This window comes from Lactobacillus agrestimuris, assembly GCF_943193025.1.
GTDB classification, from domain to species: Bacteria; Bacillota; Bacilli; order Lactobacillales; family Lactobacillaceae; genus Lactobacillus; species Lactobacillus agrestimuris.
The window spans coordinates 13,638-29,489 of record NZ_CALPCQ010000009.1 but is presented as its reverse complement, the minus strand read 5'-3'; the positions used below and the strand labels follow the sequence as shown (position 1 = coordinate 29,489).

At 33.6% G+C, this 15,852-nt stretch carries 15 protein-coding genes and 1 pseudogene; 14 read left to right on the top strand and 2 right to left on the bottom strand.

Translation table 11 applies throughout. From position 1 onward, the window contains the following. Positions 1-3 precede the first annotated feature (3 nt). The 3 genes from der (at position 4) to NFR82_RS04020 (ending at position 3,026) form a co-directional block, all read left to right on the top strand. Positions 4-1,314 (top strand): ribosome biogenesis GTPase Der, encoded by a 1,311-nt coding sequence (gene der, locus NFR82_RS04030; RefSeq protein ID WP_251717003.1) that lies wholly within the window; start codon positions 4-6, stop codon positions 1,312-1,314. 110 nt (positions 1,315-1,424) lie between these two features. After that, on the top strand, positions 1,425-1,700 hold the full coding sequence (locus NFR82_RS04025; RefSeq protein WP_251717002.1) for an HU family DNA-binding protein: 276 nt from the start codon (positions 1,425-1,427) through the stop codon (positions 1,698-1,700). A gap of 72 nt (positions 1,701-1,772) precedes the next feature. After that, a complete protein-coding gene (locus NFR82_RS04020) occupies positions 1,773-3,026 on the top strand; it encodes a tetratricopeptide repeat protein (RefSeq protein WP_251717001.1) in 1,254 nt (417 codons plus the stop codon). A 104-nt stretch (positions 3,027-3,130) separates the two neighbouring features. Here the strand turns inward: NFR82_RS04020 and NFR82_RS04015 are convergent. Continuing rightward, a pseudogene (locus tag NFR82_RS04015) lies at positions 3,131-3,428 on the bottom strand (YitT family protein); the annotation flags it as partial. A 91-nt stretch (positions 3,429-3,519) separates the two neighbouring features. On the opposite strand from NFR82_RS04015, the gene NFR82_RS04010 reads away from it, so the two are divergent. After that, positions 3,520-4,713 (top strand): CCA tRNA nucleotidyltransferase, encoded by a 1,194-nt coding sequence (locus NFR82_RS04010; protein WP_420908733.1) that lies wholly within the window; start codon positions 3,520-3,522, stop codon positions 4,711-4,713. 31 nt (positions 4,714-4,744) lie between these two features. On the opposite strand, the gene trhA is transcribed toward NFR82_RS04010, so the two are convergent. Beyond that, the gene (trhA, locus tag NFR82_RS04005) at positions 4,745-5,374 is read right to left on the bottom strand and encodes a PAQR family membrane homeostasis protein TrhA (RefSeq protein ID WP_420908736.1); all 630 of its coding nucleotides are present in this window, start codon (positions 5,372-5,374) and stop codon (positions 4,745-4,747) included. Between the two features lie 158 nt (positions 5,375-5,532). Here trhA and NFR82_RS04000 point away from each other — a divergent pair, with 158 nt between their 5' ends. From NFR82_RS04000 to hslV, 10 genes are all read left to right on the top strand, one after another. Next, positions 5,533-6,384: a DegV family protein gene (locus NFR82_RS04000; RefSeq protein ID WP_251716999.1), complete on the top strand. Its 852-nt coding sequence runs from the start codon at positions 5,533-5,535 to the stop codon at positions 6,382-6,384. A 2-nt stretch (positions 6,385-6,386) separates the two neighbouring features. After that, positions 6,387-6,617, top strand: coding sequence for a YozE family protein (locus NFR82_RS03995; protein WP_251716998.1), 231 nt, complete (start codon positions 6,387-6,389; stop codon positions 6,615-6,617). 47 nt (positions 6,618-6,664) lie between these two features. Further along, complete coding sequence (locus NFR82_RS03990) at positions 6,665-8,251, top strand: cation:proton antiporter (RefSeq protein ID WP_251716997.1); 1,587 nt, start codon at positions 6,665-6,667, stop codon at positions 8,249-8,251. 23 nt (positions 8,252-8,274) lie between these two features. Beyond that, positions 8,275-9,111, top strand: coding sequence for a ribosome biogenesis GTPase YlqF (ylqF, locus tag NFR82_RS03985; RefSeq protein WP_251716996.1), 837 nt, complete (start codon positions 8,275-8,277; stop codon positions 9,109-9,111). Continuing rightward, entirely contained in the window at positions 9,111-9,869 is a 759-nt protein-coding gene (locus NFR82_RS03980) for a ribonuclease HII (RefSeq protein WP_251716995.1), read from the top strand. Before ylqF ends, NFR82_RS03980 begins: the two co-directional genes overlap by 1 nt. Positions 9,870-9,955: 86 nt before the next feature. Beyond that, complete coding sequence (gene dprA, locus NFR82_RS03975; RefSeq protein WP_251717053.1) at positions 9,956-10,834, top strand: DNA-processing protein DprA; 879 nt, start codon at positions 9,956-9,958, stop codon at positions 10,832-10,834. A gap of 35 nt (positions 10,835-10,869) precedes the next feature. Then, entirely contained in the window at positions 10,870-12,981 is a 2,112-nt protein-coding gene (topA, locus tag NFR82_RS03970) for a type I DNA topoisomerase (RefSeq protein ID WP_251716994.1), read from the top strand. Between the two features lie 96 nt (positions 12,982-13,077). Then, complete coding sequence (trmFO, locus tag NFR82_RS03965) at positions 13,078-14,394, top strand: methylenetetrahydrofolate--tRNA-(uracil(54)-C(5))-methyltransferase (FADH(2)-oxidizing) TrmFO (protein ID WP_251716993.1); 1,317 nt, start codon at positions 13,078-13,080, stop codon at positions 14,392-14,394. Continuing rightward, a complete protein-coding gene (gene xerC, locus NFR82_RS03960; RefSeq protein WP_251716992.1) occupies positions 14,394-15,320 on the top strand; it encodes a tyrosine recombinase XerC in 927 nt (308 codons plus the stop codon). The genes trmFO and xerC overlap by 1 nt, the downstream gene beginning before the upstream one ends. A 2-nt stretch (positions 15,321-15,322) precedes the next feature. Beyond that, positions 15,323-15,847 (top strand): ATP-dependent protease subunit HslV, encoded by a 525-nt coding sequence (gene hslV, locus NFR82_RS03955; protein ID WP_251716991.1) that lies wholly within the window; start codon positions 15,323-15,325, stop codon positions 15,845-15,847. The last annotated feature ends 5 nt before the right edge of the window (positions 15,848-15,852 follow it).

The following is a 15,852-nucleotide window of genomic DNA, read 5'->3' as shown; positions in this document are numbered from 1 at the left end:
TCTATGGTTTTACCAGTCGTAGCAATTGTGGGTCGACCTAATGTTGGTAAATCGACTCTTTTCAACCGGATAATCAATGAACGATTAGCTATCGTAGAAGATAAACCAGGTGTAACACGAGATCGTAATTATGCCCCAGCAGAGTGGCTTGGACATAAATTTAATTTGATTGATACAGGTGGTATTACCTGGGAAGGCGGAAAGATCGAAGAAGAAATTCGTGCTCAAGCCGAAATAGCTATTGAAGAAGCCGATGTAATTATCATGTTGGCAAGTGTAGTAAATGGAATTACTGACTTAGATGAAAAAGTTGCTCAATTATTATATAGAACAAATAAGCCGGTAATATTAGCAGTAAATAAGGCGGATAATCCAGAACAAAGAGCAAATATTTACGACTTTTATAGTTTGGGCTTAGGTGATCCAATTCCTGTTTCAGGAAGTCACGGTACTGGTATTGGTGATTTGCTTGATAAAGTAGTCGATAGTTTTCCAGATGAAAAAGATAGTAAGACAGATGATACTATTTCTTTCAGTGTAATTGGTCGACCTAATGTTGGTAAATCTTCAATTGTGAATAAGTTGTTAGGTGAAGATAGAGTAATTGTTGCTAATGAAGAAGGAACAACAAGAGACGCAATTGATACTCCGTTCACAGATGATGATGGAGATAAATTTAGATTAATCGATACTGCTGGAATTCGTAGACGTGGAAAAGTATATGAAAAAACTGAAAAATATTCAGTCATGCGTGCTCTAAGTGCTATTGAACGCTCAGATGTGGTTTGTTTGGTTCTCGATGCAAGTACAGGTATTAGAGAGCAAGATAAAAGAGTAGCAGGGTATGCTCATGAAGCAGGTAGAGGAATCATTATTGTTGTAAATAAATGGGATTTACCAAAAAAAGATAGTGGAAGCGCCAAAGACTTTGAACAAGTCATTAGAAGAGAATTTCAATATCTCGATTATGCTCCAATTTTGTTTGTTTCTGCGAAAACTGGTCAAAGATTAGATTCTATACCAAAGATGGTTAAGAAGGTTAATAAAAATCAAACGCAAAGAATTCAGTCTAGTGTTCTCAATGATCTTTTGTTTGAAGCAAGCAAGTTAGTGCCTACTCCAATGATAAAAGGTAAGCGATTGAGAGTTTACTATATGACGCAAGTGGCTATTAATCCACCGACTTTTGTTGTATTTGTAAATGATCCTGAACTAATGCACTTTTCTTATGAGCGATTCCTAATTAATCAATTAAGAGATAATTTTGATTTCGTTGGAACCCCAATTAAAGTTATTGCTAGAAAGAGAAAATAAATTGATAGAAAGCTTGTTGTATCAGGGCTTTTGTGATATTTTATTTTTTAGGAATTAAATAAAGTTCCGTAAAAGTTAGAATTTTAAGTTCAAACTGGAGGTGAAATACAGTGGCAAATAAAGCTGAATTAGTTTCTGATGTAGCTACAAAGACAGAATTAACCAAAAAAGATGTTACTGCTGCAGTTGATGCAATTTTTAGTTCAATTCAAGATGAACTTACTAATGGTAACAAGGTTCAATTAATTGGTTTTGGTACTTTTGAAGTACGTCATCGTGTTGCACGTAAGGGCCGTAACCCACAAACTGGAAAGGAAATTGAAATTCCAGCAAGTGAAGTTCCTGCATTTAAGCCAGGCAAGGCACTTAAGGACGCAATTAAGTAGTTATTGTATCAAAAATGCATTGATCTTTGATCAGTGCATTTTTTTGTGTAGAATAATAATCTGGAGGTTAATATGACTTATTCAGAACAATTATTAGATGCGATTGAAAAACATGATTTTTCACAAGATAAAATTTTATTAAAAAAAGCTTTAGATAATGATGATCCAGATATTCTTGCTTCTTTGGCTGAAAATTTAACAGACTATGGTTTTACTGATCTATCAAAAGAAGTATACCGATTCTTAATTGCTAAGTTCCCTCAGGAAGATATTTTTAAGGTATATTTGGCCGAAATTTTATTAAACGATGGTAATGATGATGATGGTCTTACTTTATTATTTGATATTGATAAGACATCTTCTGCATATATCGATAGTTTGTTAGTCCAAGCAGATTATTATCAAACAAATGGCTTTATTGAGACAGCTAGAGCAAAATTACAACAGGCGCTTAATTTGAATTCTAATGAAGATGCAATTAAATTTGGCTTAGCAGAGTTAGACTATATGAGTGGTGATTATGATGCCGCTTTGGCATTGTATAAAGATCTAATCGAACGTCAAAAGACCTTTGGGGAAGTAAACCTTATTCAGCGATTATTCCAAACGGAAGCAAAATTAGGCCATTACGAGAAAGCTAGTGAAGTAATAAAGGATAATGACACAAGTATTATCGATATAGATAGTAAATATCAGGCTGGTCTTGTCATGCTAGCAGTCGGTGATGTTGACCAAGCAATTAAATATTTGGACGAGGTGATTGATCAGAGTCCGGATTATGTTAATGCATACCCATTACTTGCACAAGCCTATGAACAAAAGAATGATAATGAACAAGTATTACGTTCTGCTCAAGCTGGCTTGGCATATAATGAATTAGACGAAGTTTTATATTCAAAGGGTGCAAAGGCAGCCGCAAATCTTAATCAATTAGATATTGCTGAAGAGCTATTGAAAAAAGGGTTAGAAGTTGCTGGTGATAATAACGATTTAAGACTTCAACTATCAAATTTATACTTACACGAACATAAATATAAAGAAAACCTTGAACTTTTTTCGAATTTAGATGATGAAGATCTTGAACCACAGGTTCACTGGAATTTAGCTTTATCATATCAACATTTGGAGAATGATGAAAAATCTAAGAGTGAATTTTTGCTTGCTTATCCGGAATTTCAAGATAATGAAGATTTTCTTCGTCAAATGGCAATATTCTTTAATACTCAAGCTAAGAGTGATGAGATTGTAAGGCAAATTTTAGATAAATATCTAAAATTAGTTCCAGAAGATGAAGAAATGCAAGAATTGTATAATCAAATAATGTAAAAAGCTTGGAGGATTTATATGTAATTAAACATATAAATCTACTCCAAGCTTTATTTATATGAAAATAAATATCTTTGTTTTAATTGTAATCAAAGACTTCACTAAGTTCTATTAAGGCGATAAATAGTCAAATAAGAAATCATCCCAGTTACCGATAGGAAGAGGTCGTGATCTAAGTCTAATTGCGGTATAATTGATATTAATCGCTAAAATGCTAAGAAAAATGAAAGTGATAAAGTGCCCCACCGGTATAAGCTAGCAGTTTCTTTACCATAAAGCGATAACCTATGAAAACTAAAGGAACAGTAAGGTTTAAAGTGGTTAAACCTATATTAAATTACCCAAAAGTGTCGAAGAGATATTAAGGCTTAATGCATATATAGCATATCCTAAAGCAATCATAAATAATTCGAAAAAAGTAAATAAGTACTTTGTTTCACTTAAATCCTTCCTTCACTTTAAACTACCACAATGAAAATGAGTTGATTAGATTATGAAATTAAAAGAATTACCAGAAGTATTTAAGGCAGCATTGCCAGTATTAGAGAGATTAGAAAATGGCGGATTTGAAGCCTACTTTGTAGGTGGATCCGTCAGAGATATTTTATTAGGTCGTCATATTCATGACGTTGATATTGCTACTAGTGCGTATCCTGAAGAAGTAAAAAAATTATTTGATAAAACCATTGATACAGGTATTCAACATGGAACGGTAACAGTTCTATATGATGGTGAAAGTTATGAAATTACAACTTTTAGAACTGAATCTGGTTATCAAGATTTTCGTCGCCCTGATCATGTGACTTTTGTTCAAAATCTTGATGAGGATTTAAAGAGAAGAGATTTTACAATTAATGCTCTTGCAATGAATACCCAAGGTGAAATTATTGATTTATTTAATGGATTAGAGGATTTAGAAAATAAAGTGATTAGAGCTGTTGGGGATGCGGAAACGCGTTTCCATGAAGATGCTTTAAGAATGATGCGAGCAGTTAGATTTATGAGTCAATTAAAATTTAACTTAGAAGAAAAAACTGAACAAGCTATTTCCGATAATCATCAATTGTTACAAAAAATTTCTGTTGAAAGAGTGCGCGATGAATTCGTCAAGATGGGCTTGGGTCCTAATGCCAGAAAAGCTTTTGATGTTTTCTTAAAGACACACTTAAGTGAAGATGTACCAGAATTTGCTGGGAAAAGAGACTTATTAGAAATATTTCCAAAGCTTAAATTCAGTCCAACGATGGAGACTAGTCTTTGGTCAATTGTTATTATTCTATTGAAAATTCAAAATAATCAAATTGCTAGTTTTATGAAAAAATGGAAAAATTCTAATGCGATGACTAATCAAGTTGAACAAATTATAGCTTGTTTTGATTTATTGGCCGATCGTGTCCCTAGTGATTACGAAATTTTCAAAGTTGGAAAACAGGTTCTTTTTAATACAATTGATGTGGCAAATATTTTAGGTCAACCGATAAATTCGAACGCATTAATTGATCGATACTTTGCTTTGCCGATTAAATCTAATGATGAGCTTGTTATTGATGGAAGATTCTTAATTGAGAAGGGAATTAATCCTGGACCAAAATTAGGAGAAACTTTAGATAAAGTAAAAAAAGAAGTAGTTTCAGGAAATTTAAGAAATAGCCAAGATGCAATTTCTGAGTATTTAGAAAGTTTATAATAAAAAAACTTATCCAGTTGGATAAGTTTTTTTAGACATACAGTAAAACGGAAAAGTACATTAAGATTGAGCCAAGCATTACAAATAGATGCCAGATAACATGAATATAAGGAATTCTTCGCATGGTATACATAAGTGCACCAACTGTATAAGCAATACCTCCACCAACTAAAAGCCAGAATCCAGTTGGGCTTAATCGAAGGTATAAGTAAGGCCCGGATAAAATTACTAACCATCCCATAAATACATACATAATGGTATCAAAGATAGTATGTTTACCACGATTAAAAATATAATACACAATACCGATAACAGTTAATCCCCAGACTAAGCCGAATAAAGTCCATCCCCAGGCACCACCAATTGCTACTAGAGAATATGGTGTATATGATCCAGCAATCAATAAAAATATTGATGAATGATCAAAAATTTGAAAGACATTTCTAGCTTTAGTAAAAATAAGGCTATGATATAGCGTGGAAAATAAATATAATAATACTAAGCATGAACCATAAATGGTAAAAGTTACAACTTTCATTGGACTACCACTTGATGCAGCAGTAACAATTAAAACTACTAATCCAGCTACCGCTAGTCCAAAGCCGATACCATGTGTTATAGCACTAAAAGTATTATCTAAAATTTGATAAGTTTTAGACATTTCATCTGGCTCATGCCATAAATTTAATTTTTTCAATATACAACAGTCCAATCATTCTTTTTTCTTATTAGAATTTTTTGATATACTAACTATATGTTTACTTGTCCATATTTTAACATAAAAAATAAATGGGCATTTTAGAATTGAGGGCGAAAATTTTGTCAAAGATAAAAGTTATGACCGATTCCTCTGTTCAATTGACAGCGGAAGAAGTAAAAAAATATGATATCACAGTTGTACCATTAACTATCACAATTGATGGAAAAACTTATATTGATGGTGAAGATATTTCCCGAAGTGACTTTGTCAAAAAGATGAATGAATCTAAAGAGTTACCTAAAACTAGTCAACCATCAATTGGTCGCTTTGTTGATGTAATTGAAGATTTGACTGGAGACGGAAGTGAAATTATTGGTATCTTTTTAGCGCGTACTTTAAGCGGTACTATTGATGCAGCAAGACAAGCTGCAGAAATTGCCGGAAAAACTAAACAAGTACATATTGTTGATTCAGAACTAACTGACCGTGCAGAAGGTTTACAGGTTTTAGCAGCAGCTAAAGATATTGAAGCAGGAAAAAGTGTAGAAGAAATCTTAGATCATATTGAAACTATCAAAAAGAATCAAAAATTACGTATGATGGTGGTTGATCTTAACAATCTTATTAAAGGTGGACGACTTGGTGCATTGACTGGGAAGGTTGCTACACTTTTAAATATCCGAATTGAACTTCATATGCCTCACGGTAATTTAGAAGTTGCTAAAAAAGGGCGTGGCAAGAAATTTTCTAGAGCATTTGATAGAAGAGTGTTGGAAGATATTGCTAAGAATAAGGATAGAATTTCTGAAGTTGGTATTTCATATGTGGATACACCAGAAGCAATGTTTGAATTAGCAGAAGATATTAAAGATATCGATCCAAGCATCAATGTATTAGTTCAGGAAACAAGTCCAATTATTGCAACCCATGCCGGTAATGGTGCATACGCTATTTTATATTATTTGGAGTAATTATGCCTTATAGAGAAAGTTTTTATCGCTATTTAATGACACAAAGAGATCCAGATTCAACTGACGATGTTGCCCAATTTGCCAATAATGCTCAGAATGATCCAACTTTTCCAAGACAAGAGCAAGACTATGAAAAATTGTCAGAATACCTTGAATTGAATGCTGGATATTTACCTAGTATGACAATTTTTGATCAAGCATATAAAATGTATCAAGAAAAAATGAGTTATTAATTAGTCCCAGTTTTGGGGCTTTTTTGCATAGTAGGGAGATGAGATGTATGAATGCCGTTATCTTAGTTATTAGTCTCTGCTTGTTAGCTAGTTTAGCAATGATTATTCAAAGTGTATTTTTGAGAAAGATCTCTGTCAATTACATTTCTTTAGTTATTGGCTTTATTGGAGTCTTACTGGTTAGGGGAAAAATTATGTCCTTTGAACCAGAGTTGTTTATGGGGCTAATTATAGCTCCTTTACTATTTTTTGAAGGTCAGCAAAATAGGTTATATAATATTGCACGAAGTTGGAAATCAATTGTAAGTATAACTGTTATAATGATTTTGATTGCTACAATTGTAGCTAGTTTTAGTTTAAGGGGTATTTTAGGTTTATCTTTACCGCTTTGCTTTATTTTGGCAGCAATTTCTACTCCTACTGATGCAACTGCGACTGAATCTGTTGTTCATGGTTTAAAAGTACCTAAGAAAATTAGCCGATATTTAAAAAATGAATCATTGTTTAACGATGCTTCTGGTATTATTCTTTTAAATATGGCCATAGGTTGGTATTTGTCGAAAAATTTGCAAATTGGTTATACTTTTGTTCAATTTATTTATTCTGCTTTAGGTGGAATTATTTTTGGATCAGTTTTTTCAATACTTTTAATTTTAATCAGACAAAAGCTCTTAAGAAAAAATTTGCAATTTGTATCAAATAATTATAATCCTACAACAGCAATATTGATTTTTTATTTGTTGACACCAATCTTGCTATATTATTTTGCAGAAGAAATAAATGTTTCAGGAATTATTGCTGTAGTTGTAGCAGGTTTAATTCATAATGCAGAAGCCGAGAGAAGTAAGTTAACAAATGTAGCTTTTATCTACAATAATTTTCAATCTGTTAGAATTTTAAGTGACTTATTGAACTCGATAGTTTTTGTAGGTTTAGGCGCAAGTTTAGTTTTAGTACTAAAAGGAAATTTGTTACCAAATAGAATAGATTTAGCAATTATTATTGGTATAATTTTATATCTAGCCAATGTAATTATTAGATATTTATATAGCTTTTTTGTTTTGAGAATAAACAATAAAGATTCATGGATCTTCGCTTTAGGTGGAATTCATGGTGCTGTAACCTTTGCCTTGGCGTATACTATCGATCAGACCCTAATTAGTAGCAATAACTTTCATCTAATTTTATTTAGTGAAGCTGTTTTAATTATAATTAGTATGATTGTGCCAACCGTGATCTTTCGATTTGTTTTACCAAAAGAAAAGTCCGATGAGGAAAAAGAAGAAGAAATAAATCATATTAAAGAAAATATGGTTAATTATGCATTAAATGAATTAGATAAAATCTATTTACCTAAAAAAATACATAAACAATTAAAATTTGATTTAAAGGCTCAAATTGATGAAACATCTATGAAAGATTTTCTATTTGAATTACGTAAGTCAATTAACATTCCAGAAGGTAGTCCAGATGAACTGGAATTTCGGGATGAGATTTATCGTTATGCTTTTAGATTGGAAAGAAATTATCTAGGACAAATTTCGCAGCAAAAGCAAGAATACAGGGATGAATTTTTATCCTTGTATCGCGAAATTTTACTTGCTGAAGTTTTGTTTTTACATTCAGAGGATTAATAAGTATATTTTTGGAGGAAAAAATGGCAAATATTCAATGGTATCCAGGTCATATGAACAAGGCTAGAAATCAATTAGAAGATAAAATGAATCTAATTGATGTAATAGTCGAAGTACTTGATGCGAGAATTCCTAGATCTTCGAGAAATCCTATGATTGAAGATCTAGTTGGTAATAAGCCTCACCTGATTATATTAAATAAAGCAGATTTAGCGGATCCTGTGCTTACAAAGATGTGGCAAAAAAAATTACAGCAGCCAGGTAAGTTCGTAATGGCAATGGATTCATTGCACAATACAAACATGCAGGCCTTGATTGGATTAATCAAAAAAGCTGCAGCCAAAAAAACTGAAAAGTTAGAATCAAAAGGAGCTTCTAACCCGACTATTAGAATTGCCCTAGCCGGAATTCCAAATTGTGGGAAGTCAACTATTATCAATCGCTTAGTTGGTAGAAATGTTGCTGAGGTTGGTAATAAACCAGGTGTCACTAAAGGCCAAACCTGGTTAAAAACTAACAGTAATATTCAAATTTTGGATACTCCAGGTATTTTATGGCCTAAATTTGAAGATCAAGAAGTTGGATATAAATTGGCAGCATTTGGTGCAATTAAAGATAGTATTTTCCATGCTGATGATGTTGCGCTTTTTGTTCTTAAAGATTTAAGAAAGTATTATCTAAGTGATTTAGTAAAGTTTGCTCATGCTACTAAAGAGCAGATTGAAAATATCAACGATACTGATTTATTATTAGCCATGACAAATCAGTATGGGATGCGTGAAGATTATGATCGTTTTTCTTTATACATGTTACAACGTTTACGTAAAGGAAAAATTGGAAGGATTACATTAGATAGATAATGACCATCAAAGAAATAAAAGAACTTCTTGCCTCTGATGATTTGGATAATGACCGGCTTAATGAACTAAAAAATGATGAGCGAGTAGGCGTTCAGAAGTTAGTAAATTCATATCTTAAACGACAAGAAAAACAAAAGCAAAGAAAAGCGGAGTTTTTGAATCGTTTTTCATATGAACAAAAATTTTGGAAAGAAAATAAAATTGTAGCTGGTGTTGATGAAGTTGGCCGTGGACCACTTGCTGGGCCAGTAGTAACTGCAGCAGTAATTATTGATGACAGTTTTGATTTAATAGAGGTAAATGACTCTAAAAAGTTAACACCCAGTCGTCGTTTAGAGCTATATCCAGAAATATTGGAGAAAGCAGTTAGTGTTGCAGTTGGCGTTAAAAGTTCTCAGATCATCGATCAGGTGAATATTTATGAGGCGGATAGATTGGCTATGGCTGAAGCAGTCATGAATTTAGATCGAAAACCTGATGCCTTATTGGTAGACGCTATGGATGTACCTGTGGACATTCCTCAAGTAAAATTGATTAAAGGGGATGCAAAGTCCAATTCAATTGCTGCAGCATCAATAATTGCAAAGGTCTTTAGGGATAAATTGATGGATGATTATGATACAATTTATCCAGCTTACAAATTTAACAAGAATGCAGGATATGGCACTAAGGATCATCTTTTAGCCTTGGAAAAATATGGTCCTACGCCGATTCATAGAAAGACATTCGAACCAATAAAAAGTATGTTAGAAGCTTAAAAGGGATGCATTTTGCATCCTTTTTAAAATTTTCACGGAAAAATCTCGATTTTTTACGTATATATAAATGGAGGGATTTTTTAATGATGAATAAAACAGACTTTTTATTAAAATTAAAATTGCAAAAAGGTATTGGCTATGTGAAAATGTTGCAGATAGCTAGTAAATTGGATACAGAAGAAATAGATCCGATTCAGATAGATTCAATGGATTTACCGCTTAAGATTCGTGAATTATGTTTAAAGGCTTATAGAAATGATAAATCTGATCTGGCAGTGGAAAGAATTAAAAGTCAGTGTACGATCATTAGTTTCTTTGACGATGAATATCCAGAACAATTACGCCAAATTTATCAGCCACCGTTAGTTTTATTTGCTAGAGGGGATGTTTCTTTGTTGAAACAAAATATCGTTACAATAGTCGGTGCAAGATTGGCAACGACTTACAGTAGGCAAGTTATTAATCAAATTGTCCCAAATCTAATAAATGATAATATTGTTATTGCGAGTGGTTTGGCTAAAGGAGTAGATTCATTTGCTCATCAAGCGGCACTAAAAAATAATGGAAAAACGATTGCTGTAGTTGGTAATGGTTTGAATCATTATTATCCAGTGCAAAATCATACTTTACAAGATGAAATCATTAATAAAGGCCTGTTAATCAGTGAATACTTACCAGATACTCCGCCGCGTCCATTTAGATTTCCTGAAAGAAACAGAATTCTTGCAGGTTTGAGTCAAAGTGTTATAGTTACAGAAGCAAAAGAGAAGTCTGGTTCATTGATAACTGCTAATATTGCTTTACAAGAGAATCGAGATGTTTATGCAGTTCCAGGTCCAATTACTAGTAGACTATCAGATGGACCTAATAAACTCATTGAAATAGGAGCTAGTCCGATTATAAATTTTGAAATTCCGAAAGAAAGATTTGACAACTCCGATCATAATACTTTATTCTCTGATTAGAGTTTTTAAATAAATAATATAAGAGGAGGCAGTCAATGCCTACTAAAGCAAAGACAAAGAAGACAAGAGCGAAAGCTAAAAAGACCTTAGTTATCGTAGAATCACCTGCTAAGGCGAAAACAATTGAAAAATATTTAGGACGCAATTTCCACGTTATTGCATCTAAAGGACATATTAGAGATTTACCAAAATCACAAATGGGAATTGACTTTGAAGATGACTTTAAGCCAAAATATATCTCTATTCGTGGTAAAGGTGAAACCATTAAAGAGCTTAAAAAAGAAGCCAAGAAAGCTAAAGAAGTTTATCTTGCATCCGACCCCGATCGTGAAGGAGAAGCAATTGCTTGGCACGTAGCTCATGTACTTGATTTGGATGAAACTGCTAAGAATCGTGTTACTTTTAACGAAGTTACCAAAGATGCAGTTAAAGAAAGTTTTAAGAATCCAAGAACAATTGATATGGATACTGTTGATGCTCAACAAGCTAGACGTGTATTAGATAGAATTGTTGGATACTCACTTTCCCCAATCCTTTGGGCTAAGGTAAAGAAAGGTCTTAGTGCAGGGCGTGTTCAATCTGTTGCATTAAAGCTTGTAATTGATCGTGAAAAAGAAATCAAGAACTTTAAGCCTGAAGAGTACTGGACAATTGATGCTGAATTTTCACGAGGTAAAGAAAAATTTAAAGCAACATTTTATGGCGTAGATGGTAAGAAGAAAGATTTGCCAAACAATGATGCTGTAAAGGCTGTTCTTGCTAAAATTGATAAAAAATCTGACTTCGAAATTAAAAATGTTGTTACTCGTGAAAGACGTAGACAACCAGCAGCTCCATTTACTACTTCAACAATGCAACAAGAAGCTAACAAGCGCTTAGGCTACAGAACCAGAAGAACTATGAGCATTGCTCAGCAATTATACGAAGGTATTAGTTTGGGTAAAGAAGGAACTGTTGGTTTGATTACTTATATGAGAACTGACTCTAAACGTACTTCACCAGTAGCACAGGCCGAGGCTTCTAAATTCTTACATGAAAAGTATGGTGCAGAATTTGCTGCCAAAAGTCAAAGACACTTTAAAAACCAAGGTGATGCTCAAGATGCCCATGAAGCAATTCGTCCAACTAGCGTCTATCGAACACCTGAATCATTAAAAAGTGTTCTTACAACTGAGCAATATCGTCTATATAAATTAATTTGGTCAAGATTCTTGGCAAGCGAAATGACACCTGCTGTATATGACACAATTAGGGCTGATATTGTTCAAAATGGTGTAAGCTTCAGAACAACTGGATCTAAGTTGAAGTTTGCTGGTTTTACTAAAGTTTATGACAACCAACAAGAAAAATCTGTTGAGTTACCTGACCTTAATGAAGGTGATTTAGTTAAAATGACTAAGTCTGATAACAAGCAACACTTCACTCTTCCACCAGCAAGATATACTGAAGCTAGCTTAGTTAGAGCACTTGAAGAAAATGGTGTTGGACGACCTTCAACTTATGCTCCTACAATTGATACTATTCAAAGAAGATATTATGTGAAGCTTGAGGGTAGATCGATTGTTCCGACTGAATTAGGTGAAATAGTAGATAGTTTAATTGAAAAGTTCTTCCCTGATATTACTGATGTTGATTATACTGCTCGCCTTGAAAGTGAACTTGACGGAGTAGAAGACGGTAAAAAGAATTGGGTTAAAGTAGTTGATGAATACTATCAACCGTTTAAGAAAGAACTGGAAAAAGCAGATAGCCAAATTCAGAAGATTCAAATTAAAGATGAACCCGCTGGTTTTAATTGTGATATCTGTGGGGCTCCAATGGTAATTAAGATGGGACGCTATGGGAAGTTTTATGCTTGTTCTAGATTCCCAGATTGTCGAAATACTAAACCAATTATTAAAGAAATTGGCGTAATTTGTCCAAAATGTGGTAAGGGACAGGTTGTAGAAAAGAAATCTAAACGAAATCGTAAGTTCTACGGCTGTTCACGTTATCCTGAATGTGATTTTGTTTCTTGGGATCAACCGATTGGACGAAATTGTCCAAATGATGGGCATTTCTTGGTACAAAAGAAAACTAAGAAAGGTTTAGTTGTTTTATGTCCTAATGGTGATTACAAAGAGGAACCACAGTCGGACGAAAAGTAAAATATTGATAAATATTAAGTTGTATCATCAAACTTTTATAGGGTTTGATGATATATTTATATGTAGGTTATTTTAAATTAGTAAAGGATGAAATTAATGCCTGAAAATGTAACAGTTATTGGTGGAGGTTTGGCTGGTAGTGAGGCTACTTGGCAATTAGCTAAGCGTGGAATTCACGTTGACTTATATGAAATGCGACCTCAAAAAATGACACCTGCTCATGAAACGAGTGAATTAGCAGAGCTTGTATGTACTAATTCTATGAGATCAAATCAATTATCTAATGCAGTAGGCTTATTAAAAGAAGAAATGCGTAGAATGGATTCTTTAATTATGGAAGCTGCTGATAAGACACAAGTACCTGCTGGTGGAGCCTTAGCAGTTGATCGTGATAGTTTTAGTCAATATGTTACAGATAAGATTCATAGCTTAGACAACGTGACTATTCATGAAGAAGAAATAACTGAACTTCCTAAGGATGGAATTTGTATTATTGCGACTGGTCCATTGACCAGTGAAGCTTTAGCAGAGCAAATTAAAAAGTTCTCAAGTACAGATAGTCTCCATTTCTTTGATGCTGCAGCTCCAATTGTGGCTGCGGATTCAATCAATATGGACGTTGTTTACAAGAAATCTCGCTATGATCGAGGTGAGGCCGCATATCTCAACTGTCCAATGACTAAAGAAGAATATGATAACTTTGCTAAAGAATTAGTAAAAGCTGAAACAGCTGAAATGCATGGTTTTGAAAAGGACGATGTTTTTGAGGGATGTATGCCAATTGAAGTTATGGCTGGACGTGGAGAAAAGACAATGCTCTTTGGTCCATTAAAGCCAGTTGGTTTGGAAGATCCACATACTGGAAAGACACCTTATGCGGTTATTCAACTCCGTCAAGATAATGCTTCTGCATCAATGTATAATATCGTTGGTTTCCAAACTCACTTGAAGTTTGGTGAACAAAAACGTGTATTTTCTATGATTCCAGGTCTTGAGAATGCAAGATTTGTAAGATACGGTAAGATGCATCGAAATACTTATATTGCATCCCCAGAACTTCTTACAGCAAGCTATGAATCAAGAAAGCAAAAAGGTTTATTTTTCGCTGGTCAAATGACTGGAGTTGAAGGATATGTTGAAAGTGCTGGTTCAGGTTTAGTTGCGGGTATTAATGCTGCAAGAGAAGCATTAGGTGAAGACACTGTTGCTTTCCCTAAAGATACCGCATTAGGTTCAATGGCCAACTATATTACCACTACCAGTGCTAAACATTTTCAACCAATGAATGCTAGTTTTGCACTTTTACCACCACTAGAAGGTAAAAAGATTCGTAAAAAACGTGATCGCCACCTTAAGGTGAGTGAAAGAAGTTTGGAAAGCTTAAAAACTTTCGCTGAGTCAGAATTAAACTAATGCCTGAGAAAGAAAAAGATCAGATTTTAGAGCAATTTATTTCCTACTTGCAATTTGAAAGACGTTATAGTGAAAAGACTATTGAGGCTTATCAAAAGGATTTACTTGAGGTAAAATCTTTTTTAAAAGCTAACGGTGGCTTTTCAGGATGGGAAAATGTAGAGGCTCGGGATGTTGAAGTATATCTTCAACAACTTGCTTCGAATAAATTGGCCCAAACAACGCAACTTCGTAAAGCATCTAGTTTAAGATCATTTTTTCGATTTTTAACTAAACGAAAAATTGTCAAAGTTGATCCGACACAAACGATTGCTTTACGAGCATCTGGAAAACGCTTACCGCAGTTTTTCTATGGATCTGAAATTAAACAAGTGATCGAAACTATGAAAGATCAAACTCCTTTAACTATCAGAAATCTCGCATTATTTGAATTGTTTTATACAACAGGAATGCGAGTTAGTGAAGTTAGTTCGTTATTGATCAATCAAATAGATTTTGATTCAAAATTAATTTTGGTTCATGGTAAAGGAAATAAAGATCGCTATACTGCCTTTGATGAAAATACATATAAGGCGTTAAAAGATTATCTAGAAAATAGTAGACCGAAACTCTTAGGGAGAAAAGAAGATCAGAATATTTTATTTTTAAATAATTTTGGGGATCCAATTACTGATCGTGGAATTGAATATGTAATGAAAAAGGTCTTTAATAAGGCTGGGATTAGTGGAAATGTACATCCCCATGAATTAAGACATAGTTTTGCAACTGCGATGTTAAATAATGGTGCTGATTTGAGAACAGTGCAAGAATTATTAGGCCATAGTAACCTATCAACTACTCAAATTTATACGCATGTTACAATGAAGCATTTACAATCAGAATATGAAAAATTTTTCCCAAGAAACACAGAAAAGGAAGATGATTAATAATGACAACTATTTGTTCAGTAAAATTTGATGGAAAAACAGCTATTGCTGGTGATGGTCAAGTTACTTTAGGTGAAAAAGTTATTGCAAAAGCCACTGCAAAAAAGATTCGTAGAATTTATCACGATCGAGTAGTAATTGGCTTCGCTGGCGGTGTTGCAGATGCTGTTAGTTTGCAAGATATGTTAGAAGGTAAGTTAGAAAGCTACAGTGGTGACTTACGTAGAGCAGCCGTTGAAATGGCACAAGCTTGGAGAAAAGATCCAACTTTGCAAAAATTAAACGCAATGCTTATTGCTTTTGATGAAAAAGATTTATTATTAATTTCAGGTAATGGTGAAGTACTTGAACCTGATGAAAATGTAGTTGCTATTGGTTCAGGTGGTAACTTTGCTCAAGCAGCTGCTATTGCGATGACTAGACATGCAGATGGTATGTCAGCCGAAGAAATTGCTCATGAAGCGGTTAAAATTGCTTCTAGCATTGATGTATTTACTGATGATAAAATTCATACAGATGTACTTTAGGAGAT